This window comes from Actinomycetospora soli, from assembly GCF_021026295.1.
Taxonomy (GTDB): domain Bacteria; phylum Actinomycetota; class Actinomycetes; order Mycobacteriales; family Pseudonocardiaceae; genus Actinomycetospora; species Actinomycetospora soli.
The window spans coordinates 290,000-303,591 of record NZ_JAJNDA010000006.1; the positions used below are offsets into that span (position 1 = coordinate 290,000).

Below are 13,592 nucleotides of genomic sequence, written 5' to 3' on the forward strand. Positions count from 1 at the left end.
CCGGCGACGCTGCGGGGTTGTCCGCCGGACCAGGCCGTTGTCCGGTTCACTTCCGGGGAGATCCGAGGCCCGCGAAGCTGCTCCGCGTGACCACTCCCGCGCTCGAGTCGGGGCCGCCGATCCGGGGTCTCGAGGGGCACCCCGGAGCGTTCGGCCGGGGCGGGAGTGGTCACCCGATCGGGTAACTGCGCGGGCGGTCCGGTCGATGGGATCCGGGAGGACCACCGACGACTCCCGGAGGGACGACCGTGCCCCGACCGCAGCGTGAGCTCGACCCCGCCGGCGGTCCGCTCGTCGAGTTCGCCCGCGACCTGCGCGCCCTGCGCGAACAGGCCGGGAGCCCCAAGTTCGCGACGATGGCCCGGCGCACGGGACGCTCGAAGACCGCCCTCGCCGACGCCTCGGCGGGCCGGCATCTGCCGCGCTGGGAGACCGTCGAGGACTACGTCCGGGCCTGCGACGCCGACCCCGCACCGTGGCGCGCCCGGTGGGACGCCCTCCGCGCGACGCTCGGCGCTCCCCCGGCGTTGCCGGAGCCGGTCGCGCCCGACGAGCCCGCCGAGCCCGCCGAGCCCGCCGAAGCCGCCGAGTCCGCCGAGCGTGGCGACCTGCTGACGTCGAGCGACAGCCGTGTGCCACCGCTGACACCGGGCGCCGACCCGACACCGGGCGCCGACCTGACACCGGGCCCCGACCCCGACTCCGACCCCGTCGAGCGTGGCGACCTGCTCACGTCGAGCGGCAGCCGTGTGCCACCGCTGACGTCCGCCGACCCACCCCGGACCACCCGCACTCCCCGCCGGCCCCTCCTCGTCGCGGCCGGAATCGTGGTCGTGGCGCTCGCGCTGGGGTTCCTGCTGGGTCGGGTCACGGTCCCGGACCCACCGGTCGTACCGCAGACCGTCGAGGCCATCGAGGTGCAGAACAAGGTCGCCCTGGGAGCCGACCGGCTCGTCGAGGACCGCACGCCGGCCTACCTGTCCACCGAGGCCCTGTCGTACTGCGCGTCGCCGAGCCGCTCGTGCAAGGTGCCGGGGACGGAGATGGCCTCGGGCGCCGCGGTCGTCGCGAACTGCTGGACGCAGGGCCAGATGATGTGGAACGTCGACCTCGCCGACCCCGACCAGGGCCGCAACCCGGAGCGCGCCCAGTCCGACCTCTGGTACCGCGTCAGCTTCCCCGACGGCCGCACCGGCTACCTCTCCGAGGTCTACGTGGTGCGCGGCGACCGGGGCGGGCGCGGACTACCGCGCTGCACCCCGTGAAGCCGCTAGTCCCTCGACCCACGCCACGTACGCCGCGTGGGCGCGTCCGGCGCCCAGCGCGTCGGCGGCGTAGGCGCGACCGCGCTCCCCCGCCTCGTCGTCGCCCGCGGTCGCGAGCACGGCGGCGTGCAGTGCCTCGGGGTCGCCGGGGTCGAGGCGCCGCCCCGCGTCCGCGCGGACCAGCTCGGCGGAGGCCGCCGACCGTGCCCAGGACGCCGCGACCACCGGCCGACCGGCCGCGAAGTACGAGGTCAGCTTGGACGGCGCGCTCATCTCGGCCACGGTCTCGGCCTCGTTCACGACGAGGACGTCGGCCGCCGCCAGGGCGTCGGGGAACCGGTCGCCGGGCAGCGGGTCGAGGAAGGTGAGGCGCTCGACGTCCGCCCCCAGCTCGGCCAGGCGCGCCCGCTGGTTGCCGTCGCCGAGGAGGACGAACCGCACCTTGGAGCCCGCCAGGTCCGCGTGCCGCGCGGCCTCGACGACGTTCCCGAGGCCCTGCTTCACGCCCATGTTCCCGGCGTGCAGCGCGATGACCTCGTCCTCGCGCCACCCGAGCTCGCGGCGCACCGCGGTCCGGTCGCGGGTCGGCGGGGCGATGTGCGACCAGTTCGGGATCGTGGTCACGCGCGTGGGGTCGACGCCGAGCCCGGTGAGGGTCGGGACGAACGACGGGTGCACCACCGCCACCCCGTCGGCCCGCGCGAGCAGGCCGCCCTCCAGCCGCGCACCGAGCGACGCCATCCGGGACGACGTCATGCGCGTCTCGGTCAGCGCCCGGGAGTAGAGGTCCTGGGTCACGACGCCCAGCGCGGTCCGGCCCTCCCGGCGCCACCGCAGCCCGGCGAGCACGGTGAGCAGGACGGGGCTGACCGCGACGACGACGTCGGGCCGCGGGCCGCGGACCAGCGCGGCGTGCGCGGTGAACGCGGCGTCCATGACGATGCGGCGGCGCGCGTCGGGCACGGCGGGGACCGGGTGGCGCACCCGGGTGACCGGCACGCCGTCGATGCGTTCACGGCGGCGCAGCCCCGAGTAGCCGGCGGTGACCTCCCACGCCGGGTAGTGCGGGTAGCCCGTGACGACCCGCACCTGGTGCCCGGCCGCGTGCAGCGCCCCGACCATGCCCGTGGTGTACGGCGCGTTGCCCGTGTGCTCGGGCGCGTAGTGCATGCCGATCACGCAGACGTCGAGGCTGCCCGACGAGGACCCGGGCGCGTCGTCCGCCCCGCCCGGCCGAGGGCGGTTGGGCGCCATCACCATCGGTCGGCTCCTCCACGTCGACGAGATCGTCCGACGTTCAATGGTCGACCTGGCGCCCGACGACCACCCTGGAAACAGATCCCAGGTTCGGCGGACCCACGCCACACGGGTGGCGAAACCACCCCCGGTGTCCGATTCGCCCGTTGACGGTGGCCGGGTGCGACGCAGAGGATGGCGCGGTGTCCCCCGAACGCGCGACGAGGCCGGTCTCCACCACACCGGGTGACCGCACCCGGGCGCCGCGGGTGTCGGTGGTCGTACCGCTGTTCCAGAAGGAGCGCTACATCGGCCGCACCGTCGCGAGCGTGCTCGGGCAGACCTTCGACGACTTCGAGCTCGTCGTCCTGGACAACGCGTGCACCGACGCCTCGGCCGAGATCGTCGCGTCCTTCCGCGACCCGCGCGTGCGCCTCGAGCACAACGACGCCACGGTGCCGGCCCCCGAGAACTTCGACCGCGCCGTCCGGCTGGCCCGCGCCCCGCTGGTCAAGGTCCTCATGGCCGACGACCTCCTCGCGCCCACCCTGCTCGCCGAGCAGGTCCCGCTGATGGAGGCCGACCCGTCCCTCGCGCTGGTGTCGTGCCGCCACGACCTCGTCGACGACGACGACCGCGTCATCGTCACGGGCCGCGCGCTGGGCTCACCGGACCTGATCGGACCGCGGGACGGGGCGACCGTGCTGCGCCGCATCGTGCGCCACCGCGGCAACCCCATCGGCGCGCCGGGCAACATGCTGTTCCGCCGCGACGCCTACGACGCCTGCGGCGGCTTCCCCGCCGACACCTACGTGCTCGACGTCGGTCTCGCCGCCCGGCTCGTCACCCAGGGCCGCTTCTACGGCATGCCGGAGAGCCTCTCGCAGTTCCGGCTGGCGACCGGTTCGCTGACGTCGTCGCACCGCCGGGCCAACACCGCCACCCAGCACGCGTTCCTGCGCACCCTGCGCCGCGAGCACCGCGGCGTCGTGCGCCGCCGCGACGTCGCGTACGGGATGGTGCGCGAGCCGCTGACCTGGCTGCGCTCCCAGCTCATCGCCGCCGCGTCGACCGACCCGGCGTCCCGGCGGCACCGGGTGGCGTCGGCCGCGCTCGGCCGCCGCCCGGTGCCCCCCGGTCAGCGCGGGGTGGCGAACACGACGATGTTGTCGCGGTAGTTCAGCGTCGCGTCGTCGAACGGGCCGCCGCAGGTCATGAGGCGCAGCGTCGGCGTCGTCGTCGGGCCGTAGACCCGCTCGGTCGGGACGCCGTCCTTGGCGAACGTCTCCACCGAGTCGACCCCGAACCGGGCGGTGCCGCCGTCGGAGCGTCCGACCTCGATGACGTCGCCGGGCTTCAGGTCGTCCAGCGCGCCGAACACGGCGGGGCCGCGCCGGGTGTCGACGTGGCCGACCATCACCGACGACCCCGGGTCCCCGGGAACGGCCGACGAGCTGAACCAGCCGACCTTGGAGAAGTCGGTCGGCACCTGCAGCGCGCCGCGGTAGTCGACGCGCAGGTCGACCGGGTCGTCGACGTCGAGGTTGATCGCGGGGATCGACAACGACGTCGGGTGCGGGCCGCCGGGCGGCGGCGCGGTCGCGATGGCGAGCGGCATCCTGACCGCCGCCGGAACCCCCTCGGTCGGGTCGTCGCCGAACCAGCCCGAGATCGTGTCCCAGATGCCGCCGGCGGCGAGCCCGGAGTGGCTGAGCCCGCCGAGGCCGGCGCCGATCCCTCCCGACGGCGGGCTCGGGGCCTTCGGCGCGGGCGGTGCGGCCGAGGTGGTCTCGGCGCTCGACGGCTGCGGCGGGGCGGGCGTCCCGGGTGCCACCGGCGGGACCGACGACTCGGCGGTGCGGGGCGCCTGGCTCGGGGCGGGCGCGGGCTGCCCGGGCGCGGGGGTCGGCGCCGCGGCGGCCGACGCGGCGTCGGCGACCACCTGGGTGGCGAGCCCGCCGTCGGCGGCCCGCGTGACGACGAGGGTGGCCACCGAGGTGCTGGTCACCGGCACCTCGACGCTCGAGGACTTCCCGCTGCGGCTCGTCACCTGCAGCTGCCACGGCTTCGCCGGCACCGTCGCGTAGGGCGTGGCGGAGCCGTAGAACAGGCTGCGGGCCAGCGGGACGGGCGGGGAGTCGCCCGACGGGTCGGTGCCGGTGACGTCGACCGGCCCGACCTCGGCGGCCGCCTGCACGATGCGCAGACCACCGGAGCCGGCCGGGGCGGGAGCGGTCTCGTCGTCGAGGACCTGCGCCTGGGTCGCGCCGTCGGGTCCGATGTCCACGAACGTCGCGGTCTGCGCGGAGCCCGCAGGGATGTCGACGGCCACGTCGAACAGTGGCGGCGCGGTCTGCGGCGCACCGGCCGGGCGCCCCTGGATGCGGTAGGTGCCCGCCGGCTCGGTGAGGTACGGGCTCACCGCGCGGTAGGAGACGTCCCCCGCCACCTCGGTCAGCGGCAGGTCGGGTCCCTGGGCGTACATGTCGACCGCCGGCGTGGTCGGCGAGAGGTGCGCCAGGCGGAGCATGCCCGTGCCGGGGTCGGCGACGGCCTCCCGGACACCGACGACGCCGACCGCACCCACCGCGACGACCAGCGCCGCCGCGGCGCCGCCCACGACCCACCACACCCGTCGTCGGGAACGCTCTGCCATGCGGGACCAGTACCCCGGACGGGCGTCACCTATGTGGCGCACCGGGATCAGTCGAAGGTGCGGCCCCAGAGCTGGCGGCGGGAGGTCACGCCGAGCTTCGCGAAGACGTTCCCGAGGTGGTAGCTGATGGCCTTGGGCGTGACGTAGAGGGCGGCGGCCACCTCGCGGCTCGTCAGCCCCTGCGCGACGAGGCGGACCACCTCGCGCTCACGCGGCGTGAGCGAGGCGTGCTCCGCCGAGGACTCGGGGAGCACCGTGGCGGCGGCCGCGGGCAGCGTGTCGGGGACGGCGTCGGGTGCGGTCCGCACCGCCGGTGACCCGTCGTGCACCGCGATCGGGCCGGTCGCCGCCCAGCTGGGCTCGGGCACCGTCGGGGCGGGCGGGGCCGACGACGTCACACCGGGCACGCCGAGGTCGATCTCGGCGTCGACCCGGGCCACCCACGGCGTCGCCCCCAGCCCGGCGAACCCGCGCCGGGCGGTGGCGAGGTCCTCGGCCGCGCTGGCCCAGCCCTGCCGCCGACCCAGACGGCCCGCCGCCGCGTGCAGGGCCGCGACCTCGACGGGGCACTCGGCCGCGTCGGCCGGGCGGGCGGCGACGAGGTCGAGGCCGTCCCGGTAGTGCTGCCGGGCGGCCGGGACGTTCCCGCTGCGGTCGGCGAGCCGGCCCAGCAACCGGTGCCGGGAGAGCTGGAACCACAGCGGGGTCCCGGCCGCCGGGAAGCCCTGCAGCACCGCCCCCGCCATCGCGAGCCGACCCGCGTCGACGGCCACGTCGGCGAGCAGCACCCGCCAGAGCGCCAGGGGCGCGGCCTCGAGGGCGGGCACGGGGCCGTCGGCGAGGTCGCTGAGCACCCGGTAGGCCCGCTCGACGTCGCCGCGGACCTGCGCGACGAACGCCTCGGCGAGGTCGCGGGTGAAGGCCCCGAGGGCGTTCGGCGCGAGGTGCGGGCCGCGGGTCGCGCGGAGGTCCGCCTCGGCGTCGCCCAGCCCGCCGCGCGCGGCCCGGACCACCGACCACATGCCCCGCGCCGCGGGGGCGATCCACGTGCTGCCCGCCTCCGGCGCGGCCGTCGCGCCCACCCGGGCCTCGGTCTCGGCCTCGTCCCACCGCCCCGTGCGGAAGGCGGCCTCGGCGAGGAACAGGTGGACGAGACGTCCCATGGTCGTGGCGGACCCGGCCCGGATGCGGTCGAGGCCGCGGTGCAGGTGGACGTACGCCGACGCCGGGTCGCCCGCGGCGAGGTACAGCCGGCCGCAGACCACGAGCAGGTCGGCGCCGTACACGCCGTCGAGGTGCTCCCCCAGGACGTCGAGCGCGGTGTCGGGTCCCCAGCGCAGGGCACTGCCGACCACCTCGAGGGTGCGCGCCCCCTCCCGGAGCCCGGGGTCGTCGGTCAGCTCGGCGACGTGCGCGGCGACCTCCACCGCGCGGGCGCCCCGCCCGTGCAGCACGTGGTGGGCCCCCAGCTTGAGGGCCGCGAGGGCCCGCACCGTGGCACCGGCCTCCTCGTCGGCGAGCGCGGCGGCGAGGGGGACGTACGCGTCCGGGTCGCCCGACTCGAACGCGAGCGTGCCGAGGGCGAGGTCGCGCGCGCCGCACGCCCGGGCGGTGCGCAGCGGCCCCTCGACCGCGCGCAGCCGCGCGAGGCTGCCGGCGGAGACGAGGTGGACGGCCGCGTCGAGCAGGTACGCCTCGCGGTCGACGCCGGAGACGGCCAGCTCGGCGGCCCACAGGCGCAGGGTGGCGGCCTCGTCGTGGTCGCTCTCGGCCGCCGCCGCGGCCGCGAGGGCGCCCGCGACCTCGGGTGACGGGGTGCCCGCGGCGCTCGCCACGGCGTGCGCGAACCCGGTGCGTCCGCCGGTCGCCGCCGCCGCCGTGCAGTGCAGGGCCGCCGCGGTCTCGGGCGGGAGGCCGCGGTAGACGGCGTCCCGGATCAGGCGGTGGGGGAAGCGGAGCTCGACCCGCGGCCCGCGGGCGTGGACGTCGACCAGGCCGGCCGTCGCCGCCTCGGCCGCGGCGGTGGGCGGGGTGCTCCCCGGCGTCACGGCGGCGACCTGTTCGAGCAGCGCGATCGGCGCCGACCCACCGAGCACGGCCAGCGCCGCGACCAGGTCGCGGGTCCGGGGCGAGAGCACGGCGACGGCGTGCCCGACGCGGGTGGCGAGCGACCGGCGCGCGGCGGGCGACCCGTCCCCGGCGAGGACGTCGTCGGGCACCGTGCGCAGCAGCAGCTCCAGGTGCACCGGGTGGCCCCCGGTGGCCGCGACGAGGCGGGCGGCCGCCGCCGATCCGAGGGCGGGGGCCGCGGGACGCCGGGTCGCGGCGAACGCGGCGACCGACGCCGCGTCGAGCCCGCCGACCAGGACGGTGCGCACCTCGGTCGCCACGCCGGCCAGGGCGGTGCCGTCCGGGCCCGCCCCGGACCCGCCGTCGGCGAACAGCCGCGGCCACCACGCCCGGCCCCGGACGGCGAGGCGCGACGGGTCGGTGGCGGACGCCAGGACCAGCACGCCCCCGCCGTGCAGCCGGCGCAGCAGGTCCGCCAGGACGGTCGCGGAGGCCGGGTCGACGTGGTGCAGGTCGTGCAGGGCGAGGACCACGGGTCGGGGTGCCGCGGTCCGCCGGGCCGCCGCGAGGACGTCGTGCAGCGCGAGTGCGGAGCGGGCGGACGTCGCCTGCTCCGGGGCCACGAGGTCGTCGAGGGCCCGGGCCAGCAGCTCGGTCGTGGCGTACGCGACGGGCGCCCCGACCGGCTCGGGTGCGGCCACGCGCACGACCACCGCCCCGTCGGGACCGTCGACGACCTGCGCGCAGAAGGCGTCCGCGAGGGTCGTCGTCCCGACCCCGGACTCCCCGGTCAGCAGGACCCGTGCGGACCGGCCGCGGCGGACGCGGTCGAGGGTCTCGTGCAGACGGGCGATCTCCACGCCGCGCCCGACCGGGGCCCGCACGCCGAAGACAGACACGCTCGGTGACGACTCGTGATCCTCCGTCGTCCTCGACACCGCAGAACCTCCCAGTACGGTCCGTTCCGTCGCCACCCGTCCGAACGATGCCCCGATTGCATCAGAACCCGGGTACCGAGATCCAGCGACAGCAACGCGTAGCTGAGCCTCACTCTAACGGACGATTCTCACTCGGATGTCTCCCCGAGTGAGTGAGGCACACGGTGGAACCCTGGGAAGAGTTCCCAGGGTCCTGCGCCGATCGATCGCCCACGATTTGTCTCGGCAGTCGCAGTGAGTGATCACGCCAGGGGAGGCACGGTACGAATGGCCGCTGTCCGCGGGACCGTCGGGCCCGCCTGGCCTGCGTCCGAACGCACCAGTGTGAGCAGCACCTCGCCGGAGGTGCTGCGCCGCGACCTGCCCGTACGTCGCTCCCCCGGACGCGAGCGCCCACTGGACCGGCCGCAGGTCCGACCGCTCCTCGGCGTCCGCCGGGCGGGATCGATCCAGGCGTGGATGCTGGTCCTCCCCCTCGACGCGGCGATGACCGCGCTGCCGATGGCCTGGAACCCGCACTACTGGAAGGCGTTCGCCGCCCTCTCGGTGATCACCGTCGCCCTGGTCTGCGGCGGCGGGCGCTACCGGGCCCGCCTGCACCTGTCGGTGCTCGACGAGCTGCCGGCCCTGCTGGGTCGGCTGCTGGTGGCGATCGCGCTGGTCGCCGCCGTGTTCGCCGTGCGCCACGACAACGGGGGCGTGACGGAGTTCGTCCTCACCTCGCTCGCCTCGGTGGGGCTGGTCGTGGCGGGACGCGCGGTCTCGACGGCCGTGGTGCTCACCGCGCGGCGCCGTCGGATCGTCGCCCACCGCACCCTGCTCGTCGGCGGCGGCGAGCTCACCGGCGAGGTCGCGACGCTGCTCGACCGCTACTCCCGCTACGGCCTGGCCGTGGCCGGCTACGTCGACACCCTCCCGGGACCGGCCTCCGCCCGGGTGCCGTGGCTGGGCACGCTGGGCGACCTGGACACGCTCGTCGCCGAGCACGGTGTCGACGTCCTGCTCGTCGGCGACGGCACCTTCCGGGAGGAGGACCTGCTCGACCGCGTGCGCACCCCCGCCACCCGTGGCTGCGACCTGCTGGTCGTCCCCCGCCTGCACGCGTTCGCCACCGCCACCGGGCACACCGACCACATCGGGTCGCTCCCGGTGATGCGGATCCGCACGCCCGCCCTCGACGGTCCGGCCTGGGCCCTCAAGCGCGCGGTGGACGTGGTCGCCTCCTCGCTGGCACTGCTGCTCCTCTCCCCCGTGCTGCTGACCTGCGCGCTCGCCGTCCGCTGGGAGGGCGGGCCGGGCGTCCTGTTCCGCCAGGTGCGGGTCGGCCGCGACGGCCGGCGCTTCGAGTGCCTGAAGTTCCGCTCCATGCGGCCGGCGACGTCGGCCGAGGGCGACACCCGCTGGTCGATCGCGCAGGACGACCGCGTGGGCCCGGTCGGACGGGTGCTGCGGGCGACGTCGCTCGACGAGCTGCCCCAGCTGGTCAACATCCTGCGCGGGGAGATGACGATCGTCGGCCCGCGACCGGAGCGACCGCACTTCGTCGAGCGCTTCTCCGCGGAGCATCCGCGCTACGGTCACCGGCACCGCGTGCCCGCGGGTCTCACCGGGCTCGCGCAGGTGTCCGGCCTGCGCGGCGACACCCCGATCTCCGACCGGGCGCGCTTCGACAACTACTACATCGAGAACTGGTCCCTGTGGCTCGACGCGAAGGTGCTGCTGCGCACGGTCTCCGAGGTCCTGTTCGCCAAGGGACGGTGACTGCGTCCCGACGACGGGTGCTGACGACGGCGGCGGCCGCGGGCGCGGCCGTCGTCGGGACCGCGGCCTGTGCCTCGGTGTTCGGGTCCCGGCGCGCCGGTCCGCCCGCCGCCGATCCCGACCTGCCGCGTCCCGCCGGCCCCCCGCGGCGGCAGGGGACGGTGGTGGACGTCCGGGCCGTCGGCGCGACCGGCGACGGCGTGACCGACGACGCCGCCGCCTTCGCCCGCGCGATGACGCAGGCCCGCGCCGGCGACACCGTGTTCGTCCCGGCCGGCACCTACCACCTCGTGCCGACCCGGCCCCTCGTCGTCCCGCCCGGCGTCCTGTTCGCCGGCGAGCCCGGCCGCTCGGTGCTGCGGATGACGCCCCGGGCGACGGCCGCCATCGAGGTCCGCGGCGCCGACTGCGCGCTCGACGGGCTCGAGCTCGCCCGCGCCGGCGACGTCGAGACGGTGCTGCTGCGCGTGGGGCAGGTCGACCGCCTCACGCTCTCCCGCCTCGTGTTCTCCGGCGCGGCGGACGTGTACGCCTCGTTCTGCCACGGGATCCAGCTCGGCGTCGACGGCGACACCTCGACCGCGCTGACGCTGACCGACTCGCTGTTCCACCGGCTCACCTACGGGCTGTACCAGGCCAACGACTCCCCGGCCGTGACGACGGGGGTGGAGGTCGGCGGGTGCACGTTCGCCCGCAACGCGAACACCGACCTGGAGTTCAACAGCCCGAGCGGTTCCTTCCGCCGGGTCCGGGTGCGCGGGTGCACCTTCCGCGACAACGACTCCCCCGGTTTCGCCGTGGGGGTCGCCTACTGCGCCGACGTCGCCATCTCCGGCTGCACGATGACGAACTACCGGATGGAGGCCGTGCACGTCGAGGACTGGTCCTCCGACGTCGCCGTGACCGACAACCGCATGACGGCCTGCGGGCTCTCCGAGTACGCCTTCGTGCAGATCATCCAGGGCTGCACCCGCGTGGTGGTACGCGGCAACGTCTTCGACGCGACCGCCAACACCGCCGAGATCGCCGTGGTGAACGCGCTCGCCGGCGGCCGCGGCAGCTCCGCGGGCGGCCGCCCCGTCGTCCCGCCGACCGCGGTGACGGTCACCGGCAACGACTTCCGCTGCTCCCCCGACGTCACGGCCGTCGCCTTCCTCGGGGTCGACGGCGGGTCGATCACCGGGAACCGCATCTCCGGTCTCGCCCTCGACGACGCCCTCGACCTCGAGGGCGCGACCCGGGTGGCGGTGGGGTCGAACGCCGCGGTCTGAGTGCGGCCCCTAGCGGGTCGCGCGCGCGGCGGCGGCGAGCACGTCGTCGGCCGAGCGCTTGGGTGAGGCGGCGTCGGCCGGGACGTCCTCGGTCCACCCCGTCCATGCCTCCCGGGCGGCTCGGAGCCCGCCCAGGAGCCCGTCCGTGTCGGGCTCGACGACCCACGCCCCCTCGACGCCGGTCAGGTTCTCGGCGATGCCCGCGCGGGCCGAGACCACCACCTGCAGCCCGGCCACCTGCGCCTCGAGCGCGGTGAACCCGTAGACCTCCTCGGTGGAGGGCAGCACGAGCGTCTGGGCCTGCGCCAGGACCTCGACGACGCCGGGCTCGTCGAGGAAGCCCAGGAACCGCACCCGGTCGAGGACGCCGAGCGCGCGGGCCTGGTCCTCGAGCGCCGCGCGCTCGACCCCGTCCCCGGCGACGTCGAGGGTGGGCTCGCCGTCGAGCCGGGAGAACGCGTCGAGCAGCGTGTGGACGTTCTTGCGCGGGATCAGCTGGCCGATCACCGCGAAGCGGTGCCGCGCGGCCGCCGGGCCCCGGCCGGCACCCGCGGCCCGGCGCAGGGCGCGCGGTCGCGTCCCGAAGGCCTCCAGGTCGATCGAGTTGACCGACTCGACGATGCGGTCGCGGGCCACGCCCGTGTGCAGCGCGGCGTCACGCGCCGAGGGACCGGGCACGACGACGGCCCCGGCCCGGGTGAACAGACGCCGCCGCAACCACGCCACCGGGCCGCGGTCGAACTGGCGCGACTCCAGCGTCGACTCGGAGAAGATCACGTAGGGCACGCCGCGCCGGTGCGCGCGCAGCATCGTCCACGCGCTCGCGACCTGGGCCCACGTGGGGATCACGACGACGTCCGCGGCGTCGAGCACCCGCCGGGTGATCCCCGGACGCAGGGCCGCCTGGTAGGAGTCGAGCCGGCGCGCGAGGGGTCGCGGCAGCGGGATCGGCACGGACGGGAGGACGCCGGAGGAGTAGCCCGGGTGCGGCCGGAACCGGAAGTGGCGCTCGGGCTCCTCGGCGAACAGGAAGTGCACCCGGAAGTCGCAGCGGTCCGCGAGCTCGCAGAACAGCGGTTCGCGGTACGGCGCCTGGGCGTCCGTGAGCCACGCGATCTTCATGCTCATGTCCCCGTCGTCGTGACCTACGGTGTCCGTCACCGGTTGATTATCGTTCAACCGAGGGAGCTGACCATCGGGATGTGGCACAGATGGCTGTAGATCCTCCGAGATCGGACGGAGCGTCACCGACCGGGCGCGAGCGGGTCGCCGTCCTGGAACTCGACCCGCTCGGGCACCGGCTGCGCTACGTGCGTCTGCTGCTGGTGGCCGCCGCGGGCTCCGACGCCCGGCCGCTGCTGCTCGTCCCGCCCGCCGTGCGGACCTCGCCCGAGTTCGCCGAGCACCTCGCCGACGTCCCCGCCGAGGTCGTCGAGGTCCCGGACGAGCGCCGCGCGGCGGTGCGGGTCGCGGTGGAGACCGCGGCCGCCGTCGGGGCCCGCCTCGTGGTGCCGGACGGCGACAAGAACGTCGCCCCGCTCCTGCTCGCCCTCGCCCGGACCCGGCCGCCCGCGGTGTCGGTGCTGCTCATGCGCACGGTGCTGCCCGGCGGGTCGGAACGCACCACCCCGGGCATGGCCCTGAAGCCGCCGCTGGCGTGGCTGCTCGCCCGGCTGCCCGGGGTGCGCGTGCGCTTCCTGACCGACGCGTTCGGCGTCGTCGTGCGCCGACGCGGCTTCCCCGGCATCGAGCCGGTCCGCGATCCCGTCGTCCCGGACGACCGCGGCGCCCCGGCCCGCGAGCCCGACGCCCCGTTCCGCCTCGGCGTGTTCGGGGTGATCAGCGCCCGCAAGAACGTCCCGCTGCTGCTGGCGGCCCTCGAGCAGGTCCCCGACGTGCACCTGGTGCTGGCCGGACGCTGCGACCCCGACGTCACCGCCGCGCTCGCCGCCTCCGGCCTGCACCCCGACCGGCTCCACGTCGACGACCGCCTGCTCACCGAGGCCGAGTTCGACGCCGCCGTCGCCGGGGTCGACGCGGTCGCGGTGCTGCACGACAACGACGCGCCGAGCGGGATCGTCGCGGAGGCCGCCGCCCGGGGCGTCCCGGTGCTCGGCCCCGCGCGCGGGTGGGCCTCGAGCATGATCACCGGTACCGGGATCGGCGAGGTCGCCGAGGTCACGGGGCCCGACGCGGCGGCCGGCGTCGCCGACGCGCTCCGCCGCCTGGTCACGAGCCGTGAACGGCGCGCCGCCGCGGCGCGCCGGGCGCGGACCCGGCTCGGGACGGCCGACTTCGTCCGGGGGCTGCTCGGCGACGTGTTGTGACCGGGCACCCCGAGAAGTGGGCGTTTCTTCACCCGTTCGTTAGTCTGTTCGGCGGAAGATGACCCACC

General features: G+C 76.2%; 9 protein-coding genes. 5 read left to right on the forward strand and 4 right to left on the reverse strand.

What is annotated here, in order from left to right:
• Positions 1 to 248 precede the first annotated feature (248 nt).
• The gene (locus tag LN037_RS12410) at positions 249 to 1,265 is read left to right on the forward strand and encodes a helix-turn-helix domain-containing protein (protein WP_230752798.1); all 1,017 of its coding nucleotides are present in this window, start codon (positions 249 to 251) and stop codon (positions 1,263 to 1,265) included.
• Here the strand turns inward: LN037_RS12410 and LN037_RS12415 are convergent.
• Positions 1,245 to 2,525, reverse strand: a complete 1,281-nt coding sequence (locus LN037_RS12415; RefSeq protein ID WP_230752799.1) for a glycosyltransferase family 4 protein — start codon at positions 2,523 to 2,525, stop codon at positions 1,245 to 1,247. The genes LN037_RS12410 and LN037_RS12415 overlap by 21 nt on opposite strands.
• Positions 2,526 to 2,704: 179 nt before the next feature.
• Here LN037_RS12415 and LN037_RS12420 point away from each other — a divergent pair, with 179 nt between their 5' ends.
• The gene (locus LN037_RS12420) at positions 2,705 to 3,679 is read left to right on the forward strand and encodes a glycosyltransferase family 2 protein (protein WP_230752801.1); all 975 of its coding nucleotides are present in this window, start codon (positions 2,705 to 2,707) and stop codon (positions 3,677 to 3,679) included.
• Here LN037_RS12420 and LN037_RS33170 read toward each other — a convergent pair.
• Both LN037_RS33170 and LN037_RS12435 read right to left on the reverse strand, forming a co-directional pair.
• Positions 3,640 to 5,157 (reverse strand): DUF4397 domain-containing protein, encoded by a 1,518-nt coding sequence (locus tag LN037_RS33170; RefSeq protein ID WP_305058405.1) that lies wholly within the window; start codon positions 5,155 to 5,157, stop codon positions 3,640 to 3,642. The two genes, LN037_RS12420 and LN037_RS33170, sit on opposite strands and share 40 nt — an antisense overlap.
• A 47-nt stretch (positions 5,158 to 5,204) precedes the next feature.
• A complete protein-coding gene (locus LN037_RS12435; protein WP_230752803.1) occupies positions 5,205 to 8,126 on the reverse strand; it encodes a helix-turn-helix transcriptional regulator in 2,922 nt (973 codons plus the stop codon).
• Between the two features lie 363 nt (positions 8,127 to 8,489).
• On the opposite strand from LN037_RS12435, the gene LN037_RS12440 reads away from it, so the two are divergent.
• On the forward strand, positions 8,490 to 9,926 hold the full coding sequence (locus LN037_RS12440; protein WP_230752805.1) for a sugar transferase: 1,437 nt from the start codon (positions 8,490 to 8,492) through the stop codon (positions 9,924 to 9,926).
• A complete protein-coding gene (locus tag LN037_RS12445; protein WP_230752807.1) occupies positions 9,923 to 11,197 on the forward strand; it encodes a glycosyl hydrolase family 28-related protein in 1,275 nt (424 codons plus the stop codon). Before LN037_RS12440 ends, LN037_RS12445 begins: the two co-directional genes overlap by 4 nt.
• 9 nt (positions 11,198 to 11,206) lie before the next feature.
• Here the strand turns inward: LN037_RS12445 and LN037_RS12450 are convergent, their stop codons facing one another.
• Entirely contained in the window at positions 11,207 to 12,325 is a 1,119-nt protein-coding gene (locus tag LN037_RS12450; RefSeq protein WP_230752810.1) for a glycosyltransferase family 1 protein, read from the reverse strand.
• Positions 12,326 to 12,408: 83 nt separating this feature from the next.
• Here LN037_RS12450 and LN037_RS12455 point away from each other — a divergent pair, with 83 nt between their 5' ends.
• Positions 12,409 to 13,524, forward strand: coding sequence for a glycosyltransferase family protein (locus LN037_RS12455; RefSeq protein ID WP_230752812.1), 1,116 nt, complete (start codon positions 12,409 to 12,411; stop codon positions 13,522 to 13,524).
• Positions 13,525 to 13,592: the final 68 nt, after the last annotated feature.

Excerpts from the sequence above, each read along its gene's own strand:
- LN037_RS12450 (WP_230752810.1), bottom strand. The coding sequence starts at position 12,325 with ATGAGCATGAAGATCGCGTGGCTCACGGACGCCCAGGCGCCGTACCGC.
- LN037_RS12455 (WP_230752812.1), top strand. The coding sequence starts at position 12,409 with ATGGCTGTAGATCCTCCGAGATCGGACGGAGCGTCACCGACCGGGCGC.
- LN037_RS12415 (WP_230752799.1), bottom strand. The coding sequence starts at position 2,525 with ATGGTGATGGCGCCCAACCGCCCTCGGCCGGGCGGGGCGGACGACGCG.
- LN037_RS33170 (WP_305058405.1), bottom strand. The coding sequence starts at position 5,157 with ATGGCAGAGCGTTCCCGACGACGGGTGTGGTGGGTCGTGGGCGGCGCC.